Origin of the sequence: Roseovarius maritimus (genome assembly GCF_043355895.2) — a bacterium.
GTDB classification, from domain to species: Bacteria; Pseudomonadota; Alphaproteobacteria; order Rhodobacterales; family Rhodobacteraceae; genus Roseovarius; species Roseovarius maritimus.
The window spans coordinates 59,507-82,696 of record NZ_JBHFPF020000006.1; the positions used below are offsets into that span (position 1 = coordinate 59,507).

Sequence of the window (23,190 nt, forward strand, 5' to 3'; positions counted from 1 at the left end):
CTTGTCTGGTGCGGCGGTGTGCCGGCAACCTTGGCCTGATATTCTTAAAGTTTGGTCGATATCGGCCACGCTTCAAGGTTTTATTTGCACAAGCCTGTCACTTTTCCGCAATAATGTGGCTGTGTGCTGTTTTGGGCGGCGGGTTCAGAAGGCGTCCTTGCGCTTGCGGATTTCGGCAAAGACGGCGGCGTCGGGCGCGTCCTGCATGCCCAGATGCGCCCGGATGTCCGGGTCGGCGGCGCGCAGAAACGGGTTGGTGGCCAATTCCTCGGCCAAGGTTGAGGGAATGGTGGGGCGGCCCTCGGAACGGGCCGTTTCTATTTGTGATGCCCGCGATATAAGATCGGAATTGCCGGGATCAACACTCAGCGCGAATTTGGCGTTACTCGCCGTGTATTCATGGCCCGAATAGACCAGTGTTTCGGATGGTAGCGCCATAAGCTTGCTCAGCGAAGCCCACATCTGATCGGCTGTGCCTTCGAAGAGGCGACCGCATCCCAGCGCCATGAGGCTGTCTGCGGTGAACACGGCGCGGCTGGCAGGGAAATGAACGGCGATATGGCCCACCGTATGCCCGCTGACATCCAGAACATCGCCTGTCTGAGACCCGATGGTGATCTCGTCGCCTTCGGCCACGGCGATATCGAGGGGGGGCAGGCGGTGCGCATCGGCGCGCGCGCCGATCACTTCGGCGGGATGGTCCGCCAGCAGATCGTCCAGCCCCTGAACATGGTCGGCGTGATGATGCGTGAGCAGAACATGGCTCAGCGTCCAGTCGCGCTGCGCCAAGGCATCCTTGATCGGCCCGGCCTCGGGCACATCGACGCAGAGCGTTTTTCCCGTGCCGGGATCATGCGCCAGAAAGGCGTAGTTGTCTGACAGGCAGGGGATCGTGGCGATTTCGAATGGCATCTGTCGCACCTCGCGGTCTTTGGGCCTGGCATGGCAGGCCGGGTGGCGGGCCTATCAACGGTTTTCCCAGCCCGCATCATAAGCTAGGCTCCAGCGTGACGGATCAAGGGCGCGACCGCAATGCATGTCGACGTGCAGGAGTTACGGAATTTCTATTATCGCAGCACGCTCGGGCGCGCCGTGCAGAAAACCGTGCGCGCCGAGATCGCCGCCGTCTGGCCCGAGGCCAAGGGACAGACTGTGGTCGGCTTCGGCTTTGCTGTGCCGTTCCTGCGGCCCTACCTTGCCGACGCGCGGCGTGTGATCGCGCTGATGCCCGGCCCGCAAGGGGTAATCGCCTGGCCACAGCGGATGGCCAACATCTCGGTCCTGTGTGAAGAGACGCTCTGGCCGATCGAGACGGGCCATGTCGACAAGCTATTGGTGATGCACGGTCTGGAGGCCAGCGAGCGGCCGGCGGATCTGCTGGATGAATGCTGGCGCGTGCTGGGTCCGGGGGGATCTGCATTGTTCGTGGTGCCCAACCGTGCAGGGCTTTGGTCGCGCAGCGATCGTACACCTTTCGGGTCGGGGCGGCCCTACAGCCAGACCCAGCTGGAGACGCTGCTGAAGTCGCACAGCTTCCTGCCCGAGCGTCATCTGACCACGCTCTACCAGCCGCCCAGCACGCGCCGCTTCTGGCGCAAGACGGCAGGCATGTGGGAGCGTCTGGGTGGCCATCTGTCAGTGATTGCTGCGGGCGGCGTTCTGATGGTCGAAGCGACCAAGCGCGTGCAGGCGCCGCGCGGGCCGGGCCTCAAGGTGCGCGCGCGCAGCCCCTTGGGTGCACTGGCACCCAAGCCAAAGCCGGTGGCCGGGCAGGCCTAGCCGGGCGCGCTGCGCCTGATTTCACCTGGTACGGAAAGTCGCGGCAGGAGGGCGCGAGGCCTGCCACCGCCACTTTGACCTGTTTAGCGCAAACAGCGATGTGCCGGATTCGCCACCCGGGTCGCAAAATGCGCCATTTCGATGGCTATTTTTTCTGCCAAAGCGCCGCATGCCACCTATCCTGTTGAATTCACGGGGTTTTGATGCGAGCGCGCGAAAACCATAGCAACTTGCGAGGTGGCGAAGGCTCTGCTAGACCCACGCCGGATTACAATGATAAGAGTGCTGAGTGCTCGCCAACGCCCCCTCAGACGCAAACCCGCGTCTGTCGCCGGGGCCTAATTGTCGAAAGGGTGGACGTGTCCGAACCAGCTTCGATTTCCTCGGGTATCGCTGAACGCTATGCGACCGCGATCTTCGAGATCGCGCAAGACAACAACCGACTGGGCAAGCTGGAGACCGGCGTCGACCAGCTGGCCGAGGCTCTGGATGCCAGCGACGATCTGCGTGACATGATCAGCAGCCCCATCATCAGCCGCAGCGAGCAGGAAAAGGCCATCATCGCCATTTCCGAGCATCTCAAGTTGACGCCGGCACTTTCGCGCGGGCTGGCCCTGATGGCGCAGAAGCGCCGTCTGTTCGCCGTGCCCCAGGTGGTCGTGCAGTTGCGCGCGATGATTGCGGACCACAAGGGCGAAGTGCAGGCTGACGTTACCAGCGCCAAGGCGCTGACCAAGGCGCAGTCCGACAAGCTGGCCAAAACGCTCAAGTCCAATGTCGGCAAGGACGTCAAGATCAATGCGACCGTTGATGAAAGTCTCATCGGCGGTCTTATCGTCAAGGTGGGCTCGAAGATGATCGACACGTCGATCCGCTCCAAGCTTGCATCGCTCCAGAATTCAATGAAAGAGGTCGGATAAATGGGTATCCAAGCGGCAGAGATTTCTGCAATCCTGAAGGACCAGATCAAGAATTTCGGCCAGGAGGCCGAAGTGGCCGAAGTGGGCCGGGTTCTGTCTGTCGGTGACGGCATCGCCCGCGTGCACGGTCTGGACAACGTCCAGGCTGGCGAGTTGGTCGAATTTCCGGGCTCGATCATGGGCATGGCGCTGAACCTCGAGGCCGACAACGTCGGCATCGTGATCTTCGGCTCGGACCGGGACATCAAGGAAGGCGACACCGTCAAGCGCACCAAATCCATCGTGGACGTGCCGATCGGTGATGCGCTGCTGGGCCGCGTCGTTGACGGCCTGGGCAACCCGCTGGACGGCAAGGGCCCCATCGAGACCAAGGAGCGCGGCCTGGCCGACGTGAAGGCGCCGGGCATCATCCCGCGTAAATCCGTGCACGAGCCCATGGCGACCGGCCTCAAGGCCGTCGACAGCATGATCCCCGTTGGCCGTGGCCAGCGCGAGTTGATCATCGGTGACCGCCAGACCGGCAAGACCGCCATCGCGCTCGACACGATGCTGAACCAGAAGTCGATCAACGACGCTGCCGGCGATGACGAGAGCAAGAAGCTCTATTGCGTCTATGTCGCGATCGGCCAGAAGCGTTCGACCGTGGCCCAGCTGGTGAAAAAACTGGAAGAGACCGGCGCGATCGACTACTCGATCGTCGTTGCCGCGACCGCGTCCGACCCTGCGCCGATGCAGTTCCTCGCGCCCTATTCGGCGACCGCGATGGCCGAGCATTTCCGCGACAATGGCCGTCACGCCCTGATCGTCTATGATGACCTGTCCAAGCAGGCCGTGGCTTACCGCCAGATGTCGCTGCTTCTGCGCCGCCCGCCCGGCCGCGAAGCTTATCCCGGCGACGTGTTCTACCTGCACTCCCGCCTGCTCGAGCGTTCGGCCAAGCTGAACGAGGACAATGGCGGCGGCTCGCTGACGGCTCTGCCGATCATCGAAACGCAGGGCGGCGACGTGTCGGCCTTTATTCCGACCAACGTGATTTCGATCACCGACGGCCAGATCTTCCTTGAAACCGAGCTGTTCTATCAGGGCATTCGTCCCGCTGTGAACACCGGCCTCTCGGTCAGCCGTGTCGGCTCCTCGGCCCAGACCAACGCGATGAAATCCGTCGCGGGCCCGGTCAAGCTGGAACTGGCGCAGTACCGCGAAATGGCGGCCTTCGCCCAGTTCGGCTCGGACCTCGACGCCGCCACCCAGCAGTTGCTGAACCGTGGTGCGCGCCTGACCGAGCTGATGAAGCAGCCGCAGTATTCGCCGCTGACCAACGCCGAGATCGTCTGCGTCATCTATGCAGGCACCAAGGGCTATCTGGACAAGATCGCGGTCAAGGAAGTGGGCCGCTTCGAGGCGGGCTTGCTCAAGCATCTGCGCGGCAAGCATTCCGACCTGCTGGACTGGATCACCAAGGAAGACCCGAAAGTCAAAGGGGACGCCGAGGACAAGATCAAGGCCGCGATCGACGGATTTGCCGCCGACTTCGCTTAATTAAGGGAAAGGACGCAAGGCAATGCCAAGCCTCAAGGACCTTAAGAACAGGATCGAGTCGGTCAAATCGACCCGCAAGATCACCAAGGCCATGCAGATGGTCGCCGCGGCGAAACTTCGCCGCGCGCAGGACGCTGCCGAGCAGGCGCGCCCCTATACCGAGCGTTTCAACGCCGTTATGGGGCGCCTCGCGGCATCGGTCGGCAAATCCGAAGGTGCGCCCCGTCTGCTGAGCGGGACGGGCAAGGACGACACGTATCTGTTGATCGTGATGACGGCCGAGCGCGGGCTTTGCGGTGGCTTCAACGCCAACATCGCCAAGCTGGCCAAGCAGGAAGCGTCCAAGCTGATCAGCGAGGGCAAGACCGTCAAGATCATGACCGTCGGCAAAAAGGGCCGTGATGCGATGCGCCGCGACTACGGCAAGTATTTCGTGCATCACATCGACTTCAGCGACGTCAAACGCATCAGCTATGCCGATGCCCAAGGCGTGGCGACCGAAGTGCTGAACCGTTTCGACGAAGGCGATTTTGACGTGGCCAAGATCTATTTCTCGGAGTTCGAGAACGTGGTCACGCAGATTCCGACCGCGCAGCAGATCATCCCGGCCGATTTCGATGCGCCCGAGGAAGAAGATGCGGGCGCCTTCTACGACTACGAGCCGGACGAGTCTGCCATCCTGGCCGATCTTCTGCCGCGCGGCGTGGCCACGGCGATCTTTGCCGCTCTGCTGGAAAACGGGGCGTCCGAACAGGGCGCGCGCATGTCCGCGATGGACAACGCCACCCGCAATGCAGGCGAGATGATCGACAAGCTGACCATCGAGTATAACCGCTCGCGTCAGGCCGTGATCACGAACGAGCTGATTGAAATCATTTCGGGCGCGGAAGCGCTCTAGAACACGAACCGGAGACAGCAAACATGGCAAACGCAAAAGGCAAAATCACTCAGGTGATCGGCGCCGTGGTCGACGTTCAGTTTGGCGACCACCTGCCCGAGATCCTGAACGCCCTGACCACCGACAACAACGGCAAGCGCCTCGTTCTCGAGGTTGCGCAGCATCTCGGCGAGAATACCGTGCGCACCATCGCGATGGACGCCACCGAGGGTCTGGTGCGCGGCCAGGAAGTGACCGACACCGACGGCCCGATCACGATCCCCGTGGGCAACGCCACGCTGGGCCGCATCATGAACGTGGTGGGCGAGGCCGTGGACGAAGGCGGCGACGTCTCGCGCGAGGAAACCCGCTCGATCCACAACGATGCGCCTCCCTTCGCGGACCAGTCGACCGAGTCGACCGTCCTCGTGACCGGCATCAAGGTCGTCGATCTGCTGGCGCCCTACGCCAAGGGCGGCAAGATCGGCCTCTTCGGCGGTGCCGGCGTGGGCAAGACGGTTCTCATCATGGAACTGATCAACAACATCGCCAAAGTGCACTCGGGCTTCTCGGTTTTCGCCGGTGTGGGCGAGCGGACGCGCGAAGGCAACGACCTTTACCACGAGATGATCGAATCGGGCGTTATCGTTCCCGACAACCTCGAAGAGTCCAAAGTGGCGCTGGTTTACGGCCAGATGAACGAGCCCCCGGGCGCGCGTATGCGTGTGGCCCTGACCGGCCTGACGCTGGCCGAGCAGTTCCGCGACCAGTCGGGCACGGACGTTCTGTTCTTCGTCGACAACATCTTCCGCTTCACGCAGGCAGGCTCCGAAGTGTCCGCCCTGTTGGGCCGTATTCCTTCGGCTGTGGGCTACCAGCCGACGCTGGCCACCGACATGGGCCAGATGCAGGAGCGGATCACCTCGACCAACAAGGGCTCGATCACCTCGGTGCAGGCCGTCTACGTTCCCGCGGACGACCTGACCGACCCTGCACCTGCGACCTCGTTTGCGCACCTCGATGCCACGACCGTTCTGTCGCGCGCCATCTCCGAGCTGGGCATCTACCCCGCCGTGGACCCGCTCGACTCGACCTCGCGCCTGATGGACCCCTCGGTCGTCGGCGAAGAGCATTACCAGGTGGCCCGTGACGTGCAGGGTATCCTTCAGCGCTACAAGTCGCTGCAGGACATCATCGCGATCCTCGGCATGGACGAGCTGAGCGAAGAGGACAAGCTGACCGTGGCGCGTGCCCGGAAAATCCAGCGTTTCCTGTCGCAGCCCTTCGACGTGGCCAAGGTTTTCACCGGCTCGGACGGTGTCCAGGTCCCGCTGGAAGAGACGATCTCGTCCTTCAAGGCCGTGGTTGCCGGTGAGTACGATCACCTGCCCGAAGGCGCCTTCTACATGGTGGGCGGCATCGAGGACGTGAAGGCCAAGGCCGAGCGTATGGCATCCGACGCTGCATAATGCACCTGCCGGACCGCCCATTTTTTGACACGGGCGGTCCGGCACATCCGCAAATGAAGGAGGCCATCCATGGCTGACACAGTGCAATTCGATCTGGTATCGCCCGAGCGCCTTCTGACATCCGTGCAGGCGCGCGAAGTGCAGATCCCCGGCGCCGAGGGCGATCTGACGGCCATGGCCGACCACTCGCCGCTTATCACCACGCTGCGCCCCGGCATCGTGCGCGTCACCTCCTCCGAGGGCGAGCAGGAATATGCCGTGACCGGCGGTTTTGCCGAAATCAATGGCGACAGCGTTTCGGTCCTTGCCGAGCAGGCGATTCCGCGCGCCGATATGACCCAAGAGCATTTCAAGGGCCTCGTTGAAGATGCGAAAGCGCGTCTGGAAAAGACCCGCGAGACGTTCAAGAACGAACCCGGCCCCGTCGACGATGCGGCCAAGCTCCTGTCGGACATGGTCGCCATGGGCGAGCATATGGGCCTCAGTGCCTATTGATATCGCCGGCTCAGGCAAATGATTCAGGGGCCTGCATCTTGCGGGCCCTTTTTTTATCGTGGATCATAGTTTCGCCGGAATGCGCCGTTAGGGCGAAGACGGCGGGTAACGATCAAAGTTAGTATGAAGCGCATCGACACGAAACTCATGGGGATCGATCAGGGCGAGACTGTCCTCTTCTCGGATTTCGAGAAGGGCGGCGCCATGTGGACGGGCGAGGGCGAGCGCACGCGCCGCCATTCGATCCGCTTTACCGAGCAGTTTCGCAATCTGCCTGCCGTACATTGCGCCCTGTCCATGTGGGATATCGACAGTGGCACCAACGCCCGGGTCGAGGTCAGCGCCGAGAAGATCACCGAGGATGGCTTTGAGGTGGTATTCCGCACTTGGGCCGATACCCACATTGCACGCGCGCGGGTGCGCTGGATGGCTATCGGCGAGGTCTATCACGAGGATGACTGGGACCTGTACTGACGCCCCGTTCCTGCGGCGCAATCAGTTCCCGAACTGCCCCTCATAAACCGGCTCCAGTGTCGGCGTCTCGAACAGGGACGAGACCGACGTGCCGTTCCAGATGTTCAGGATCGCCTGCGCAAAGACCGGCGCCGTCGGGATGATGCGGATATTGGGCGTGTTGCGGACCGCTTCGCTGGGCGCGATCGTGTCGGTGATGACCATGGATTTCAGCACCGAGTTGGTGATCCGCTCAACCGCGGGGCCGGACATGACACCGTGCGTCGTGTAGGCATGCACCTCGGAGGCGCCATTCTCCATCAGCACTTCGGCCGCTTTGCAAAGCGTGCCGGCCGTGTCGCACATGTCGTCCACGATGATGCATTTTTTGCCGGCAACGTCGCCAATAATGGTCATCTCGGCCACTTCGCCCGCTTTCTCGCGGCGCTTGTCCACGATGCTGAGGGGCGCGGTGATCCGCTTGGCCAACTCGCGCGCGCGGGCAACACCGCCCACATCGGGCGAGACGATCATAACGTCATCCATGCTGCCCTTGAACTGCTTCATGATGTCGAGGGCAAAGACCGGCGAAGCATAAAGGTTGTCCACAGGAATGTCGAAAAAGCCCTGGATCTGCGCCGCGTGCAGGTCCATCGTCAGAACTCGCTCGATCCCGGCCTCGACCAGCATGTTCGCCACCAGCTTGGCAGAGATGGGCGTGCGTGCCTTCGAGCGGCGATCCTGCCGGGCGTAGCCGAAATAGGGAATGACGGCGGTGATGCGCGCCGCCGAGGACCGGCGCAGGGCGTCGGCCATGATTAAAAGCTCCATGAGGTTGTCATTCGCCGGGTTCGAGGTGGGCTGGATGATGAACATGTCCTCGCCGCGCACATTCTCGAAAACTTCGACGAAGATCTCGCCGTCGTTGAACCGCTCGACCCGCGCGTCGACGAGGCCGACATTGACGCCCCGGTGCATCGACATGCGCCGCGCGATGGCGGTGGCCAGCGGCATGTTGGCATTGCCCGAAATCAGTTTCGGCTCTGACGTGGATGACATGGCTGGGGTCCCCTGGATGGCTGGAGCGGCGGAGGCCGTTGACGGATTCGCCGCGTTGACACCGCTTAGCATGGGCGTAGGGTCTGGCAAAGCTGCCGAAGCCGCGAGGGGGACGAAAACATGGCCGTTGCTGCATCTTTTTGCATAGATCGCCGCGGGGGCCGTGTCTGAGATGCCGCGCGGCACGTTTGGCGGCTTTCCCACCTATTGGACGACGTTCGGGCAGGGACCGCGTCCGGCGCTGATGATTCACTGCAGTCTGGCGGAAACGGCGATCTGGGGCGGTATGGCGCGCGAGATGTCGGGGGCACTGACCATGACGGCGTTCGATCTACCTGGCCACGGACGCAGCGATGACTGGGATGCGCGCGGCGAGATGAGCGAGGTCTGCGCAGGCATCGCAGCGGATTTCGCTCGTCGCGGCGCTCCGATGGATGTGATCGGGCACAGTTTCGGCGGCGTCGTCGGGCTCAGGCTGGCGATGACACGGCCTGATCTGGTGCGCAGCCTCGTGATGATCGAGCCGGTTTTTTTCGCCGCCGCCCTTCAGGCCGCGCCCAAGCTGTTTGCGAGTGGGGTTGAGGAAATGAGTGGGTTCGAGGCCGGGATGGCGGTGGGAGATCTGGCGATGGCGGCGCAAGGGTTCATCGGCGCCTGGGGCGGCGGGCGCCCGTGGGAGAGCTTCGTGCCGGAGGCTCAGGCGCGCATGGCCGCTCAGATGCCGCTGATTGCGGCGGCTGGCCCGGCGCTTGTCGACGATATCGGCGGGCTTCTGGCGCCCGGCGCGCTGGAGGCTGTCGATATTCCCGTACTGCTGCTGGAAGGCAGCGAGGCGCCCGCGATCATTCCTCACATCAACGGGGCGCTGGCCGCCCGTCTGCCCCGCGCCCGGCGCAGCGTGATCGGCGGGGCCGGACACATGTCGGTGGCGACGCATCCCGCGCAGGTCAGCGCCGAGGTGCTGCGGTTCCTGCGCGAAGTGTGAGACGCCGCGCGCTAGCTCTTTGCGAGTGCCAGAAATTCGTCGATCAACTCATGCGTCATCGACCAGTCGCAGACGAGGCGCATCATGATGCGCTCCTCGGGGTCGCCTTCCAGGTCACCCCAAAGGCCATAGACCGCGCCGCCCGCCTTGAGCCTCTGGTGATCGCGGCGGGGCAGGGTGGCAAAGATCATGTTCGCCTCTGGCTCTTCGACGAACGCAAGGCCCGGTACGTCGCGCAGGCCAGCCGCCAGTCGCGCCGCATTGGCATTGGCCGCGCGCGCCGCCTCCAGCCAAACGCCATCCGTCAGGTAACCCTGCATCTGGGCGGACAGATAGCGGTGCTTGGAGAAAAGATGCGCGCCGCGCTTGCGCCGCAGCTCGAATTCCCACGAATGTGACGGATCGAAGAAGATCACCGCCTCGACACCTGCGCAGCCATTTTTCGTACCGCCAAGGCTGAGCGCGTTGATGCCCGCCTTCCAAGTCATCTCGGCGGGGGTGCAATCAAGTGCGGCCAGCGCATTGGCAAAACGCGCGCCGTCCATGAAGGTGGGAAGGCCATAGTCTTGCGCTACCCCGGTCAACCCGCGCAGCTCGTCCAGCGTATATAGCCGTCCCATTTCAGTGACTTGAGTCAGCTGCACAGGCCCGCGCTGCGAGGTGTGCACATCGCCCTTGCCCCAACCCTCGATGCGGGCGCGCAGCTGATCGGGCGTCATCTTGTCGCCCTCGCCCACAAGGCTCAGCTTGGCGCCGCCGGTGTAGAATTCGGGCGCGTGGCACTCATCGACGTTGATATGTGCCAGCGGCGTGCAGAAGACCGCATCCCACGGTTTCGCCATTGTCGCCAGCGCCAGCGCATTGGCCGCCGTGCCGGTGGCGACCAGATAGACTGCCGCCTCGGGCGCATCAAAGAGGTTGCGGATCTGGTCGCGCACACCGTCCATGATGGCATCCGCGCCATAGCTGGGGTGATACCCGGTATCGGCAGCCACCATCGCCTGCGCCACTGCAGGGTGCATCGGTCCGGTGTTGTCAGAGGCAAAATACATCAGGTCGGCTCCTCGATAATATGATCTTCCCAGTCGTCTTCGTCGATTTCGAATTCGGGCACCGTGCGGCTTTGCATGGACACGCCCGCGTCATGCACCGATTGCGGATCGCCCGAGATCAGCGGATGCCAGTCATAGAGTTTCTTGCCCTGCCAAAGCAATTTGTAGGCGCAGGTTTCCGGCATCCAGTAGAGGTTGGCGTCCATGTTCGTCGGCTTCAGCACGATGCATTCCGGCACGAACTGGTGGCGAATCGGGTATTGCGCGCATTGGCAGGTGGTGTCGTCGAAAAGGCGGCAGGCGACGCGGGTCATCACGACCTCGCCAGTATCCTCGTCCTCCAGCTTGTTCATGCAGCATTTGCCGCACCCATCGCAAAGCGCCTCCCATTCGGGGCGCGTCATGCGGGTGAGGGGGGTATCCTCCCAGTAGCGGGGGCGCAGCGGGGCGCTCATAAGGCGTCCAGCAGATCGCGCGCGCGAACGCAATCGGCATCCATCTGGGCGATAAACGCCTCGAGACTGTCGAACTTTGCCTCGGGACGCAGATAGTCGACCAGCGCGACGGAGAGGTCCGCGCCATATAGATCGCCGGAAAAATCAAAGAGGAACGTTTCCAGATTTGCCTGCTCGCCGTCGAACATGGGCCGCACGCCCAGGGAGGCGGCGCCGTGATAGAGGCCCTCATGCGGGCCATTCAGCACATCGACCAACACGGCATAGACGCCGAAGCGCGGCGGGTGCAGCCCCTCGATCGACATGTTGGCTGTAGGGTAGCCCAGATCGCGGCCGCGTTTGTGCCCGCCGACTACCGTGCCCTCGATCCGGTGCCAATGTCCCAGCATCGCGGCGGCGTCGCGCGGGCGCCCATCGCCCAGCGCCGTGCGGATCGCGGTCGAACTGACCGCGCCATCGGGGCCGGCGACCAGATCCGACAGGGTCACGTCAAACCCCATCTCGGCGCCAAACTCTTTCAGCATATCCGCCGTGCCCGCGCGCCCCTTGCCAAAGCAGAAGTCGCGGCCCACAACCACATGGGCAAGGCCGAGACCATCGGCGATCACCTCCTGCGCGAAGGCGCGAGGGCTGAGCGCGGCCATATGCGCATCGAACGGCAGCTCGAACAGGGTATCGACGCCAAGTTTGGCCAGCCGATTGGCGCGCGCGCCCGAATTCATCAGGCGAAAGGGCGGTGCATCCGGTGCAAAATATTCGCGCGGGTGCGGGGTGAACGTGACGACGCCCAAGGGAGCGCGCCCGACATGACGCGCAAGGTCGATCACCGCTTGGTGGCCAAGATGCACGCCGTCGAAATTGCCGATCGGGGCGCTGGCGCCCTTGGCCGTGGCCGGGACGGCCTTGTAGTCACGGTAAATACGCATGGGGTGAGGCGTAGCGCGCCCCATGCGCCTGCGCAAGCGGGGATGCGATCTGCTGCGCGCCCTAGTCGAACTTGCGCGACGGGGCCATCACGGTCGCCTCGCCGATCAGCACCTTCTTGCCGTCCACCATGCAGCGGCAATCAAGGCCGACGCGCCGCTTGGCATGGTCGATCGAGATCACCTCGACCTCGGCTGTCACCATGTCGCCGGGGCGCACGGGCGCGAGAAATTTCAGCGATTGGCCCATATAGACGGTGCCGTGGCCGGGAAGCTGCTCGCCAATGACGGCCGAGATCAGGCCGGCGGTCAGCATCCCATGCGCGATACGCCCCTCGAAAATCGTGTCGCGGGCATAGTCATCATCCAGATGCACCGGGTTCCGGTCGGTCGAGACCTCGGCGAACATCTCGATATCGCGGTCGGTGACGACTTTGCGCAGATGGCGCGTCATGCCCATTTCGATATCTTCGATGCAGATCGTGCCGCGCGGCATATTGTCCAACATGAGGCCCTCCGGGGTGGTCGCGTGGGTAACTTTAAGACGTCGTCGCGCCCAATATTGGAACTTTATTACTTTGCAGGCGCAGAAAATCAACCCTTAATCTGGCTTTTGTAGCGCCGGTTGGCCCTTGTTTTAGCGCAGATGGCTGATCGTGTAGGTCGGGCTGGCCTGCTCGCGCGCCAGATAGGCCTCGAGTTTTTCTGGGTCGATGCCGTCGGTCCCATTGGTCTCGGCCGCTGCCAAGCCGCCGGTGATGAAGAGCGAATCGAAATTCTCGCCCATCGCGCCCGCGATATCGGTGCCGATGCCGTCGCCTATGGCGAGGATGCCCAGATCGCCCACATCCTTGCCAATCGCGGCCAGACGGCGGCGGGCGAGGTCATAGATCGGCGGGTGCGGCTTGCCGAAATAGAGGCTCTCGCCGCCCATCTCGGTATAAAGCCGCGCCAAAGCGCCCGCGCACCACTCGCGCACGTCGCCGCGGTCAACGACGATATCAGGATTCGCGCAGAGGAGTTTCAGCCCCTTTTGCTTGGCATAGAGGAAGTCGGCGCGGTTCACGGACGGGTCGGCCATCGGATCGAACGGGCCGCAGCAGACGATGCCGGTCGCTTCATCTAGAGGCACGCGGGTGATCTCCACCGGATCCTCGATCACTTCCATCGGCTCGAAAAACCCGAAGTCACGCTCGGGCTCGCCCATGAAATAGACCTTGTCCCCGACCACACCGCGATACATCGCCGCGCGCGCCGAATCGCCGGAAGTGGCGATGGCGTCATAGGCATCTTCGGGCACGCCGAATTCGTGCAACTGCGCCGCTACCCCCTTGCGGGGTTTCGGCGAATTCGTGACCAGCACGACCGTCCCGCCGCCAGCGCGGTAAGTCTGCATCGCCTTGACGGCCTCGGGGTAGGCCGTCACACCGTTATGCAGGCAGCCCCACAGATCGACGAACAGCGCGTCATAGCGGCTGGACACTTCGGCGAGCGATTGGATGATCTGGGTCATGGCAGTCTCCTGTGCGGGGTGTTGGATGCAGATATGGCAGGCAGCCGCCCGCATGGCCAGAGCGGATGGGGTTGCGGCGCCATCAGGGGCTCGGCAGATTGGCGTGTGAAAGGCAGGGCAGTATGCACGGCAACGCACCTCACGACCACGGCGATGGCGGGCACGGCCATTCGCATATTCCGAAGAATGAGACCAAGATCGCCATTGCCGCCGCGCTGACCGGCACCTTTATGCTGGCGGAGGTGATCGGCGGTGTCATTTCCGGCTCGCTGGCGCTGATCGCAGATGCGGGGCATATGCTGACCGACTTCGCGTCGCTCATGCTGGCCTGGCTGGGCTTTCGGCTGGCGCGGCGCCCGGCGGACTGGAAGCGAACCTATGGGTTCGACCGGTTCTCGGTGCTGGCGGCCTTCGTAAACGGGATGTCCCTTTTCGTGGTGGCCGGCTGGATTCTTTGGGAGGCGGTGCAGCGCCTGAACGACCCGCAGGAAGTGCTGGCCGGGGTCATGCTGTGGATTGCGCTGGGTGGTCTGCTCGTGAATATCGCGTCCTTCTGGGTGCTGACCAGCGGCGGCAAGGGCGAGAATCTGAACGTGCGCGCCGCCGCACTCCATGTCATGGGCGATCTGCTCGGCTCGGTCGCGGCGCTGGTGGCGGCGCTGGTCATCATCTGGACCGGCTGGACCCCGATCGACCCGATCTTGTCGGTACTGGTGGCGGTCATCATCCTGCGCTCGGCCCTCGCGGTGGTGCGGCAGAGCGGGCATATCCTGCTGGAAGGCGCGCCCGACGGGTTTGACCGGCGCGAGGTGGCGCGCGCACTCCGCGAGAGCGTGCCAGGCCTGAGCGAGGTCAGCCACGTTCATGCCTGGTCGGTCACGCAGGAGCGGCCGATGGTGACGATGCGGATCTCGCTGGAGGCTGGCACCGATGCCGCCACCGCCAAATCGGCCATCCGCGAGAGACTGCAAGAGCATCACGGGATCGGCCACGTCACCATAGAGGTCGAGACCTGACGCTTAAGGCGCCCCGTATAGCGCCGCGGCGAGCAGCAGAAGCAGCGCCGAAACCCAGGCGAGGCCGATCACATTCAGCGTCGTCGCAAACGGCTGCTTGCGCGTCTTGTGACGCAGATGTCGCTGCGCCAGCTTGGCGGCGGGCCACCCGCCGACCAGGGCCAGCGTCAGCAGACGTTTCTCGGGCGTGCGCCAGCCCAGCATCTCTGATTGCCGCTTGTCATAGGCAAATGCCAGATAGGTCGCCAGATTGACCGCAAGGAAATAGCCACCCAGCGCCGCCGGATGGCTCAGCCCTTGCATGCGTTAAAGCTTGAGGTTCGGGATGATCTGTTTCTTCCGGCTCATCACGCCGGGCAGGACCACGGTATCGCCCTCGACCTTGGCACCAAAGGATTTCTCGGCCAGGCCCTTGACCAGATCGTTCGGCACCAGCAGCGTCGCCTCCTCATTGAGGATGTCGACGACAAAGAGCAGGACCTGATCGACGCCATCCTCGGCGGCTACAGTTTCCATCGAAGCCATCAGGCTGTCTTTCCGGTCAAGCACCACCTGCGGGGCGGTCGTCTCGAGGACCGAGACGCGGAATTTCTTGTTCGGTAGCTCGAATTCCTTGCTGTCCATGCGAAGGAGTTCCGCGTCGGAGAAGGCCGAAACGTCGGACTTGGCCGCGAACATCTGGGCGGCGTAGTCGCCAATATCGACGTTCAGATCCTTGGCCAACTCATGCGCAACGGCCTCGTCCTCCTGCGTGGTCGTCGGGCTGCGGAATTCCAGCGTGTCACTGAGGATGCAGGACAGCATCGCGCCCTTCACGCCCTCGGGCATCTGCGCCATGTCCTTGCCGATCATCTTCCACATGAGGGTGGCGGTGCAGGCCAGGGGCTCGATCCGGATCTCCAGCGGGCCGCGCGTCTCAAGCCCGCCGACGAGGCGGTGATGGTCGATGATGCTGCGAATATCGGCGCTGTTGATGGATTTGGGCAGTTCGGCGGGATTGTTGGTGTCCACGATGACAACCGGCTGATCGGCCTCGACATCCTCGATGATCTCCGGCGTGTCGAGGTTCCAGCGCTTCAACATGAAGGCCGCTTCGGTGTTGGGCTGGCCCAGCAGCACGGGCTTGGCGTCCTCGCCCTTGATCTCGTTCAGATACCACGCCCAGATGATGGGCGATCCGGTGCTGTCGGTGTCGGGGGAGGTATGGCCGAAAACGAGAGTTGTCATGGGCTGCGGTCCTTGGGCTGAGCGTTGCATTTTGCGCGCGTTATAAGCGCAGCATCCGGGCTTGTCACGGGGGGCGGGCACGGCCAAACATGGCGGATATGACCAAAACCGCCGAAACTGATCTGTATCCGCCCGTCAAGGCGTGGCTGTGCGCCCAAGGCTATGACGTCAAGGGCGAGGTCGGCGCAGCGGATGTGGTGGCGCAAAAGGACGCCGAAATGCTGATCGTCGAGCTCAAGCTGGGCTTCTCATTGGTCCTGTTGCAACAGGCCGTGGCCCGGCAGGCGCTCTGCGATGCGGTCTATGTCGCGGTGCCGCGCTGGCGCGGCAAGGCGGGGTGGAAGGCGTTCAAGGGCAATGTCGGCCTTTGCAAACGGCTGGGGATCGGGGTGCTGTCGGTGGATGCGTGCGGCACAGTGCAGGCCCATTGCGCGCCGGGGCCGTTCCAGCCGCGCAAATCGCCCAGGAAACGCGGCCGCCTCATGCGCGAATTCGCGGCGCGCTCGGGCGATCCGACGCATGGGGGCACGAACGGGCAGGTGATGACCTCCTACCGGCAGGACGCGCTGGCCTGCGCCGCTCATCTGGCCGGCGCGGGGCCGTGCAAGGGGGCCGAGGTGGCGCGCGCCACGGGAGTGGGCCGCGCGACAAACATCATGGCGGTCAATCACCGGGGCTGGTTCGTCCGGGTCGAGCGTGGCGTCTATGCCGTGACAGAAGCGGGCGCCGAGGCCGCGCGCTGCTATAGCCCCGGCGCGCCCACAGCAGAGTAATTGCGCAGATAGCTGGTCATCTGCCACCGGATCAGAAAATCCGCGTCGATCTCGCGGTAGGCGACATTCGCCATCTGCGCCGCGGCCTGGATTCGCGTCTCGTAAGGGCCGGTGCGCCCGTCCCGGTCGATCATCAGGATGACGGGCGCCTTGCCGGTCAGATGCGCGGCAAAGAGCGCCTGCTGCACGCTGTCCAGCGCGCCGCGCTTGTCGAGGGCAACCTCGATCACCTCGGCCTCGGTTTCGCAATCGACGCGGATGCGGTGCAGATCGTAGCCCGCCGAATAGCCGTGCTGCGTCTCGGCCTCGCCGCCCGCGATGAGCGCGCAGAATATGGCGGCAAATCCCAGCTCGTTCATGGCACGCTCCCTTCGGGTTTGCGGCAGGATAGGGGGATTCCCCTCGCCGCTGGGCCCAAAGGTTAACAAAAGGTTAATGAAACGTTAACAGCATCGGCGCAGAGCGATTAGTGCTGTGGCAAGACGCGCAGCCCGCGCATCTCCGGTATGATGACGGTGCCGTGAGGCCGCGTGAACTTTCGCATCATTCTGCCGTTGACAGATGGTTCCACGCTCCCTAATTACCTCCCGTTAGCACTCGCCCCGAGTGAGTGCTAACGGTTCGATATCGGACCGTGAAAACGTAACTTTGAGCTAAGGAGCCTCAGAGATGGCATTTAAACCGCTGCATGACCGCGTCCTCGTTCGCCGCGTTGAAGGCGAAGAGAAAACCAAGGGCGGCCTGATCATTCCCGACAGCGCCAAGGAAAAGCCCAGCGAAGGCGAAATCGTCTCGGTTGGAGACGGTGCCCGCAAGGACAATGGCGAGCTGATCGAGATGGCCGTCAAGGCCGGCGACCGCATCCTCTTCGGCAAGTGGTCCGGCACCGAGATCACGATCGACGGCGAAGAGCTGCTGATCATGAAGGAAAGCGACATCCTGGGCAAGATGGCCTGATGATCGCATGAAGTGCCTGCCCGGACGGGCCAGGGCGCATCATCCCTTTCAATTCATTCAAAAGGAAATCGAGACATGGCTGCTAAAGACGTCAAATTCGATACCGAAGCCCGCAACAAGATGCTCAAGGGCGTCAACATCCTGGCCGACGCGGTCAAGGTGACCCTTGGCCCCAAAGGCCGCAACGTGGTTCTGGACAAGTCCTTCGGCGCACCGCGCATCACCAAGGACGGTGTCTCTGTCGCCAAAGAGATCGAGCTGGAAGACAAGTTCGAGAACATGGGCGCGCAGATGGTCAAGGAAGTGGCCAGCCGCACCAATGACGAGGCCGGCGACGGCACGACCACCGCGACGGTTCTGGCCCAGGCCATCGTCAAGGAAGGCATGAAATCGGTTGCAGCGGGCATGAACCCGATGGACCTCAAGCGCGGCATCGACCTGGCAACCGCCAAGGTCGTCGAAGCCATCCGCGCCGCTGCACGCGACGTGTCGGACAGCGCCGAAGTCGCACAGGTCGGCACCATTTCCGCCAACGGCGAAAAGGAAATCGGCCAGCAGATCGCGGACGCGATGCAAAAGGTCGGCAACGAGGGTGTCATCACCGTCGAAGAGAACAAGGGCCTCGAGACCGAGACCGATGTCGTCGAAGGCATGCAGTTCGACCGCGGCTACCTCAGCCCCTACTTTGTGACCAACAGCGACAAGATGATTGCAGATCTCGAAGACTGCATGATCCTGCTGCACGAAAAGAAGCTGAGCTCGCTCCAGCCGATGGTTCCGCTGCTCGAGCAGGTGATCCAGTCGCAGAAACCCCTGCTGATCATTGCCGAAGACGTCGAAGGCGAAGCGCTGGCGACCCTCGTGGTCAACAAGCTGCGCGGCGGTCTGAAGATCGCAGCCGTCAAGGCCCCCGGTTTCGGCGATCGCCGCAAGGCGATGCTGCAGGACATCGCGATCCTGACCGGCGGTCAGGTCATCAGCGAAGACCTGGGCATGAAGCTTGAGTCCGTCACCATGGACATGCTGGGCTCGGCCAAGAAGGTCACCATCACCAAGGACGAGACCACCATCGTCGACGGTGCAGGCGAGAAGGCCGAGATCGAGGCGCGCGTTGCCCAGATCCGCAACCAGATCGAAGAGACCACGTCGGACTACGACAAGGAGAAGCTGCAGGAGCGTGTTGCGAAACTCGCAGGCGGCGTTGCCGTCATCCGCGTCGGCGGCATGACCGAGGTCGAAGTGAAAGAGCGCAAGGACCGCGTCGATGACGCACTGAACGCGACCCGCGCGGCGGTTCAGGAAGGTATCGTCGTTGGTGGCGGTGTTGCCCTGATCCAGGCCGGCAAGGTTCTGGAAGGCATGACCGGCGAGAACAACGACCAAACGGTCGGCATCTCGATCGTGCGCAAGGCCCTTGAGGCTCCGCTGCGCCAGATCGCCGAGAACGCAGGCGTGGACGGATCGGTCGTCGCGGGTAAGATCCGCGAATCCAATGATCCCAAGTACGGCTTCAATGCGCAGACCGAAGAATATGGCGATATGTTCAAGTTCGGCGTCATCGACCCGGCCAAGGTTGTGCGTCACGCTCTGCAGGACGCCGGCTCGATCGCCGGTCTGCTGATCACGACCGAAGCCATGGTTGCCGATCGTCCCCAGAAGGACGGCGGCGGTGCCGGTGGCGGCATGCCCGACATGGGCGGCATGGGCGGCATGATGTAAGAACGGCCCGTTTCGCACCGCGAAATGGACTGACGGCATCACGACAGTGCATGAATGACAAGGGGTCGCCCAAGAGGCGGCCCCTTTTTCGATACCGGCTGGCGGGCCCAAAGCGATCCGTGTCTCCGGCGGGGGGTGTTTTTTGCAATACTCGCAGCGGGCAGTCCTAGGCTTTTCTTGGGCCAAATACCCAAAATCAGCTTCTAGCCGCCCAGCGCCTTCAGAAGGTCATGGGTGGCAAAGCCATCGGCGTTAAGCCCGGCTGACGCCTGGAAAGCGCGGATGGCGTCGATGGTGTTGGGTCCGATGATGCCGTCGATCTTTTCCACGGCAAAGCCGCGCCGCTGTAGTCGGCGCTGGAGTTCCTTGCGCTGGGTCGCGCTGATCGCAAGGTGCTGGCGTGGCCAGGACGCCTCGATCGCCGGACCGCCCCTTAGCCGGTCCGACAGATGGCCGACGCCAATGACATAGGCATCGGCCTTGTTGTAGCGTTCGAGCACTTCGAAATTATCGAAAATCATGAAAGCCGGGCCACCAGCCCCTCCGGGAAGAAGAATCGACGCGCGGCCATGGTTCGGCACGGTGCGGCCTCGGATATCGCGGATCCCTTCGGCGGCCCAGACGTCGGGGCTTTGCATCAAGGAGCGGCGCGCGCGGACCGGATCGAAGCTGTCGGGCAGGCGCACTTCGACGCCCCATGGCTGACCGTGACGCCACCCGAAACTCTTGAGATAAGCGGCAGTCGAGGCGAGCGCATCGGTGGGATCGTCGGACCAGATATCGCGCCGCCCGTCGCCAGTAAAATCGACCGCATGGGCCAGGTAAGAACTGGGCATGAACTGTGTGTGGCCCATCGCGCCCGCCCAGCTGCCGGTCATCGCCGTCGGTGCCACATCGCCCGATTGCAGGATCTTCAGCGCGGCCAAGAGCTCTTCTTCGAAGAAATCGCCGCGCCTGCCATCATAGGCGAGAGTCGCCAGCGATGCGATAAGCGGCTTGTCCCCGCGCACCGCACCATAGGCGCTCTCGAGTCCCCAGATGGCCGCGACGACCTCCTTTTCGACACCGTAGCGCTGCTCGATGTCGCGCAGGGCGGCGCCGTGGCGCGAGATGGCGTCGCGCCCGTTCGCGACCCGGGAGGGCGAGACGGCGGTGTCGAGATAGTCCCAAATCTGTTTCGAGAATTCCGACTGGTTGCGATCCAGCTGGACGATGCCGGAGTCGTACAGCGCCCCGGAAAGGGCGGCGTCGAGCGTGTTCTTGCGGATACCTGCGGTAGCGGCGCGGCTGCGCAATCCGAGCAGCCATTGCCGGAAGCCCGCATCAGATGCGGCCACGCGCAGAGCGGCCTGTGCCAGCCCCTCGGGGCGGACCTGCGGGCGCAGATCACTGGAGAGATCAGCGACAGCATAGCTCGGCGAGATCAGTAAAATCAGTGCTGCCGTTTTCAGTTTGAGGTTGCGCATGGCTTGCCTCCCTGCCTGCTGCATTCGCTGCTTTTGTGTCATCCTACGCAACAATCGCGCAGCACGAAAGAAGGCACCATGCGTGCTTTGCAAGGTTTCGCCGATAAGTTCCGGGAGTGTTCTTCAGCCGATCAGTCGCTCAGCCGCCGCACCGGTGAGATAGCTGATCCGCCCGCCCGCGATGGTGCCTGCGATGCGGCGTGACGCACGCTCCAGAATGACCAGATCGGCGCGCTGCCCCGGTCTTAGCTCTCCCCGATCAGTCAAGCCCAGAACCTGCGCAGGCCCCTTGGATACCAAGTGCCAAGCGCCTGCCAGATCGTGAATCCCGGCATCGGCCAGCAGAAACGCCGCGCGCCGCAGCGACGGGTAGTGATAATCCGAGGCAAGCGAGTCGATCAGCCCCATCGCCGCCATGTCGGGCGCACTGGCGTTACCATTATGCGAGCCGCCCCGCACCACGTTGGGTGCGCCCATAACAATGGCGTCGCCGCCCGCGCGGGCGGCCTCGGCCGCTTCGATCGTTTCCGGAAACTCGGCAATCTTCACGCCCAGCCCGCGCCATTCGTCGCGCCCAGCCTGACTGCGATCATCGTGGCTGCCCATCAGCACACCGGCGCGAGCAAGATCCGACGTCAGTCGCGCCAGCGCTTCGGGCACCCGGTCCATCCCGGCGTGAAGGGCCTGCATCGCCTCCAGATGTTTTTCGGGATTGCGGCCGATCCGCAGCGCTTGGCCCGTCAGGCGCGGGGGCCTCTTGCCTGCCTCCAGCGCCTCGTGCGGCAGGTGGTCATTGAAGACGACATAGCCGATCTGATGCTCGGCGACGAGCGCGGCGACGGTGCCGTAATCCTCCAGCATCGACAGCTCGAACCGGAGTTGCACACGCAGGTCGGTCATCGCCTCCGGGCGGATCCGCGCCAACCCGTCCAGCACCGAGCGGGCGAAATCCGGCCCGCGCATCCCGCCCTCCCAGCTGTAAAACTGCGCGAGGGTCGCTGTGGTGATGCCATTGGCCGCCAGTTCGGCCTCGGCGGCAATCAGGCCCGTTCCGATGTCCTTCATCGCACCGCGCCGGGGGGCAAGGTGCCGCTCGAACCCGTCGCCGTGGGCATCGACGATGCCGGGCAGGATGGTGAACCCGCTCAGGTCCACCGGCCGGCCACCGCCTTCGCTGACAAGGCCGCCGGCAATACTCAGCGGTGCGCGGTCCAACCCACCGGGGCGCAGCACATCGGCCCCCTCAAACTGTAACTCAAGCGTCACTCGTCCCCCCAGCCAAAAAGGTCGCCGAGGGACATCTGATGGTCGAAGGCGCCGGTGGCAAGGAATGTCTCGACCTGCACGATGACCATCGGATTGTTCATCATGAAGGTATGAGTCACCGGCAGGACGATATGGTCGGCCATCCCGTCGACCCGCGTCGAAGCGACGGAGACCTTGCCATCATCCGGCCCCTCCAGCAGCAGCGAGAAATAGGGGTTGAGCGAGCGTGTGCCGGCAATCACCCCCAGCTCGAAATCAACGGGCGGCAGGCTTTCGGTAAAGGTTCCGGGGCCTGTGTCCAGCTGCATGCCGGCCGGGCCGTTCAGCCACTCGAAGAGCTCCAGCCCACCAAGCTCGTCAACGACTTGGCTGCCGTGATTGGGCGGCGCCATCATCACCACGCGCCCCAGTTTGGTGGGCCGGTGCGCGGGCAGCCACGCTCGGAGCAGGATGCCGCCCATCGAATGGGTGACGAAATGCACCGTCTGATCGCCGCAGGCGGCGACCGCTTCGGGCAGAACCTCGTCGGCAAGAACGGATATTCGCGCCTCGGTCGAGGGATAGGAAGGACGCACGACCGTCATCCCCGACAATTCCAGCGCCTCCTCCATCACCAGGAAGGACGCATCGCTGCGCGCAAGGCCATGCAGCAGCACGGCGCAGTCCGCCCGTGCCGCCAGTGGCAGCCCGGTCAGGATCAGCGCAAGCGCCGTCAGGATGCGCGGTGTTTTCATCCCTATGCAGATATGCGCAAACTGATCCCACGAAAAGGCCCGATCCGGGCCGCCATCGGTGAAAGCCCGCCCATGCCCATTCGCCTTGCCGCCCGCGCCGTCCTGATCCACGAGGACCGGCTGCTTCTGGTCAACGCCTATCCCGGTGCCGCAACCGATCTGTGGTGCGCCCCCGGCGGCGGGGCCGAAATGCATGCAAGCCTGCCCGACAACCTTGCCCGGGAGGTTTATGAGGAGACGGGGCTGCGCATCGATGTCGGTGCGCCTTGCCTGGTCAACGAATTTCACTGCCCGCGCCGCGGTTTTCACCAGGTCGAACTCTTCTTTCGCTGCGCTCTCGTCAGTGGCACGCTCAGCGACGATTGGTGCGATCCCGAAGGCATCGTCACCCGCCGCCGCTGGTTCACCAAGGATGAGCTGGCCTCGATCCGGCTCAAGCCGGACAGCCTGCCGGATGTCGCCTTTTCGGATACCATCGGCTATGATCCTCTGGAAATAATCGTAGGCTGATGA

26 protein-coding genes are annotated in these 23,190 nt (G+C 63.4%); 13 read left to right on the forward strand and 13 right to left on the reverse strand.

Going from position 1 to position 23,190, the window contains the following annotated elements; genetic code table 11:
* Nucleotides 1-144: 144 nt before the first annotated feature.
* A complete protein-coding gene (gene gloB, locus ACEWPM_RS12265; protein WP_393962589.1) occupies nt 145-912 on the reverse strand; it encodes a hydroxyacylglutathione hydrolase in 768 nt (255 codons plus the stop codon).
* A 120-nt stretch (nt 913-1,032) separates the two neighbouring features.
* On the opposite strand from gloB, the gene ACEWPM_RS12270 reads away from it, so the two are divergent.
* The 7 genes from ACEWPM_RS12270 to ACEWPM_RS12300 all read left to right on the forward strand — a co-directional run bounded on the left by ACEWPM_RS12270 (nt 1,033) and on the right by ACEWPM_RS12300 (nt 7,553).
* Nucleotides 1,033-1,779, forward strand: coding sequence for a methyltransferase domain-containing protein (locus tag ACEWPM_RS12270; protein WP_393962588.1), 747 nt, complete (start codon nt 1,033-1,035; stop codon nt 1,777-1,779).
* A gap of 359 nt (nt 1,780-2,138) precedes the next feature.
* Nucleotides 2,139-2,699, forward strand: coding sequence for a F0F1 ATP synthase subunit delta (locus ACEWPM_RS12275; protein WP_393962587.1), 561 nt, complete (start codon nt 2,139-2,141; stop codon nt 2,697-2,699).
* Nucleotides 2,700-4,238 (forward strand): F0F1 ATP synthase subunit alpha, encoded by a 1,539-nt coding sequence (gene atpA / locus ACEWPM_RS12280; protein ID WP_393962586.1) that lies wholly within the window; start codon nt 2,700-2,702, stop codon nt 4,236-4,238.
* 22 nt (nt 4,239-4,260) lie between these two features.
* Nucleotides 4,261-5,136 carry a F0F1 ATP synthase subunit gamma gene (locus tag ACEWPM_RS12285; RefSeq protein WP_393962585.1) on the forward strand — a complete coding sequence of 292 codons (876 nt, stop codon included), beginning with the start codon at nt 4,261-4,263 and terminating at the stop codon, nt 5,134-5,136.
* Between the two features lie 23 nt (nt 5,137-5,159).
* The gene (gene atpD, locus ACEWPM_RS12290) at nt 5,160-6,584 is read left to right on the forward strand and encodes a F0F1 ATP synthase subunit beta (RefSeq protein ID WP_393930393.1); all 1,425 of its coding nucleotides are present in this window, start codon (nt 5,160-5,162) and stop codon (nt 6,582-6,584) included.
* A 69-nt stretch (nt 6,585-6,653) separates the two neighbouring features.
* Complete coding sequence (locus ACEWPM_RS12295; protein WP_393962584.1) at nt 6,654-7,079, forward strand: F0F1 ATP synthase subunit epsilon; 426 nt, start codon at nt 6,654-6,656, stop codon at nt 7,077-7,079.
* Between the two features lie 123 nt (nt 7,080-7,202).
* Complete coding sequence (locus ACEWPM_RS12300) at nt 7,203-7,553, forward strand: H-type lectin domain-containing protein (RefSeq protein ID WP_393962583.1); 351 nt, start codon at nt 7,203-7,205, stop codon at nt 7,551-7,553.
* A gap of 21 nt (nt 7,554-7,574) precedes the next feature.
* Here the strand turns inward: ACEWPM_RS12300 and ACEWPM_RS12305 are convergent, their stop codons facing one another.
* Nucleotides 7,575-8,591: a ribose-phosphate pyrophosphokinase gene (locus ACEWPM_RS12305; RefSeq protein WP_393962582.1), complete on the reverse strand. Its 1,017-nt coding sequence runs from the start codon at nt 8,589-8,591 to the stop codon at nt 7,575-7,577.
* A 172-nt stretch (nt 8,592-8,763) separates the two neighbouring features.
* Here ACEWPM_RS12305 and ACEWPM_RS12310 point away from each other — a divergent pair, with 172 nt between their 5' ends.
* Entirely contained in the window at nt 8,764-9,576 is an 813-nt protein-coding gene (locus tag ACEWPM_RS12310; protein WP_393962639.1) for an alpha/beta fold hydrolase, read from the forward strand.
* Between the two features lie 11 nt (nt 9,577-9,587).
* On the opposite strand, the gene ACEWPM_RS12315 is transcribed toward ACEWPM_RS12310, so the two are convergent.
* The 5 genes from ACEWPM_RS12315 to ACEWPM_RS12335 all read right to left on the reverse strand — a co-directional run bounded on the left by ACEWPM_RS12315 (nt 9,588) and on the right by ACEWPM_RS12335 (nt 13,519).
* Entirely contained in the window at nt 9,588-10,628 is a 1,041-nt protein-coding gene (locus ACEWPM_RS12315) for a threonine aldolase family protein (RefSeq protein WP_393962581.1), read from the reverse strand.
* Nucleotides 10,628-11,083 (reverse strand): YcgN family cysteine cluster protein, encoded by a 456-nt coding sequence (locus ACEWPM_RS12320; RefSeq protein WP_393930382.1) that lies wholly within the window; start codon nt 11,081-11,083, stop codon nt 10,628-10,630. Before ACEWPM_RS12320 ends, ACEWPM_RS12315 begins: the two co-directional genes overlap by 1 nt.
* Nucleotides 11,080-12,009 carry a bifunctional riboflavin kinase/FAD synthetase gene (locus ACEWPM_RS12325; protein ID WP_393962580.1) on the reverse strand — a complete coding sequence of 310 codons (930 nt, stop codon included), beginning with the start codon at nt 12,007-12,009 and terminating at the stop codon, nt 11,080-11,082. The genes ACEWPM_RS12320 and ACEWPM_RS12325 overlap by 4 nt, the downstream gene beginning before the upstream one ends.
* A 61-nt stretch (nt 12,010-12,070) precedes the next feature.
* Nucleotides 12,071-12,514 (reverse strand): MaoC family dehydratase, encoded by a 444-nt coding sequence (locus ACEWPM_RS12330; RefSeq protein WP_393962579.1) that lies wholly within the window; start codon nt 12,512-12,514, stop codon nt 12,071-12,073.
* 129 nt (nt 12,515-12,643) lie between these two features.
* The gene (locus ACEWPM_RS12335) at nt 12,644-13,519 is read right to left on the reverse strand and encodes an HAD family hydrolase (RefSeq protein ID WP_393962578.1); all 876 of its coding nucleotides are present in this window, start codon (nt 13,517-13,519) and stop codon (nt 12,644-12,646) included.
* Nucleotides 13,520-13,641: 122 nt separating this feature from the next.
* On the opposite strand from ACEWPM_RS12335, the gene ACEWPM_RS12340 reads away from it, so the two are divergent.
* Nucleotides 13,642-14,535: a cation diffusion facilitator family transporter gene (locus ACEWPM_RS12340; protein WP_393962577.1), complete on the forward strand. Its 894-nt coding sequence runs from the start codon at nt 13,642-13,644 to the stop codon at nt 14,533-14,535.
* 3 nt (nt 14,536-14,538) lie between these two features.
* Here ACEWPM_RS12340 and ACEWPM_RS12345 read toward each other — a convergent pair whose 3' ends face one another.
* Both ACEWPM_RS12345 and ACEWPM_RS12350 read right to left on the reverse strand, forming a co-directional pair.
* Complete coding sequence (locus ACEWPM_RS12345) at nt 14,539-14,838, reverse strand: DUF1294 domain-containing protein (protein WP_393962576.1); 300 nt, start codon at nt 14,836-14,838, stop codon at nt 14,539-14,541.
* A 3-nt stretch (nt 14,839-14,841) separates the two neighbouring features.
* Complete coding sequence (locus ACEWPM_RS12350) at nt 14,842-15,762, reverse strand: manganese-dependent inorganic pyrophosphatase (protein ID WP_393962575.1); 921 nt, start codon at nt 15,760-15,762, stop codon at nt 14,842-14,844.
* A gap of 89 nt (nt 15,763-15,851) precedes the next feature.
* Here ACEWPM_RS12350 and ACEWPM_RS12355 point away from each other — a divergent pair, with 89 nt between their 5' ends.
* The gene (locus ACEWPM_RS12355) at nt 15,852-16,535 is read left to right on the forward strand and encodes a DUF2161 domain-containing phosphodiesterase (RefSeq protein ID WP_393962574.1); all 684 of its coding nucleotides are present in this window, start codon (nt 15,852-15,854) and stop codon (nt 16,533-16,535) included.
* On the opposite strand, the gene ACEWPM_RS12360 is transcribed toward ACEWPM_RS12355, so the two are convergent.
* Complete coding sequence (locus tag ACEWPM_RS12360; protein ID WP_393962573.1) at nt 16,505-16,894, reverse strand: hypothetical protein; 390 nt, start codon at nt 16,892-16,894, stop codon at nt 16,505-16,507. The two genes, ACEWPM_RS12355 and ACEWPM_RS12360, sit on opposite strands and share 31 nt — an antisense overlap.
* A gap of 310 nt (nt 16,895-17,204) precedes the next feature.
* Between ACEWPM_RS12360 and ACEWPM_RS12365 the strand changes: the two genes are divergently transcribed.
* Together ACEWPM_RS12365 and groL are read left to right on the forward strand one after the other, a co-directional pair.
* Complete coding sequence (locus ACEWPM_RS12365; RefSeq protein ID WP_076534294.1) at nt 17,205-17,492, forward strand: co-chaperone GroES; 288 nt, start codon at nt 17,205-17,207, stop codon at nt 17,490-17,492.
* 75 nt (nt 17,493-17,567) lie between these two features.
* The gene (gene groL, locus ACEWPM_RS12370) at nt 17,568-19,211 is read left to right on the forward strand and encodes a chaperonin GroEL (RefSeq protein ID WP_393962572.1); all 1,644 of its coding nucleotides are present in this window, start codon (nt 17,568-17,570) and stop codon (nt 19,209-19,211) included.
* Nucleotides 19,212-19,414: 203 nt separating this feature from the next.
* Here the strand turns inward: groL and ACEWPM_RS12375 are convergent, their stop codons facing one another.
* From ACEWPM_RS12375 to ACEWPM_RS12385, 3 genes are all read right to left on the reverse strand, one after another.
* Nucleotides 19,415-20,677 carry a lytic murein transglycosylase gene (locus ACEWPM_RS12375; RefSeq protein WP_393962571.1) on the reverse strand — a complete coding sequence of 421 codons (1,263 nt, stop codon included), beginning with the start codon at nt 20,675-20,677 and terminating at the stop codon, nt 19,415-19,417.
* A 123-nt stretch (nt 20,678-20,800) separates the two neighbouring features.
* Nucleotides 20,801-21,943 (reverse strand): alpha-D-ribose 1-methylphosphonate 5-triphosphate diphosphatase, encoded by a 1,143-nt coding sequence (locus ACEWPM_RS12380; protein ID WP_393962570.1) that lies wholly within the window; start codon nt 21,941-21,943, stop codon nt 20,801-20,803.
* On the reverse strand, nt 21,940-22,677 hold the full coding sequence (locus ACEWPM_RS12385; RefSeq protein ID WP_393962569.1) for an esterase/lipase family protein: 738 nt from the start codon (nt 22,675-22,677) through the stop codon (nt 21,940-21,942). Before ACEWPM_RS12385 ends, ACEWPM_RS12380 begins: the two co-directional genes overlap by 4 nt.
* Nucleotides 22,678-22,749: 72 nt before the next feature.
* On the opposite strand from ACEWPM_RS12385, the gene ACEWPM_RS12390 reads away from it, so the two are divergent.
* Nucleotides 22,750-23,187, forward strand: coding sequence for an NUDIX domain-containing protein (locus tag ACEWPM_RS12390; RefSeq protein ID WP_393962638.1), 438 nt, complete (start codon nt 22,750-22,752; stop codon nt 23,185-23,187).
* Nucleotides 23,188-23,190: the final 3 nt, after the last annotated feature.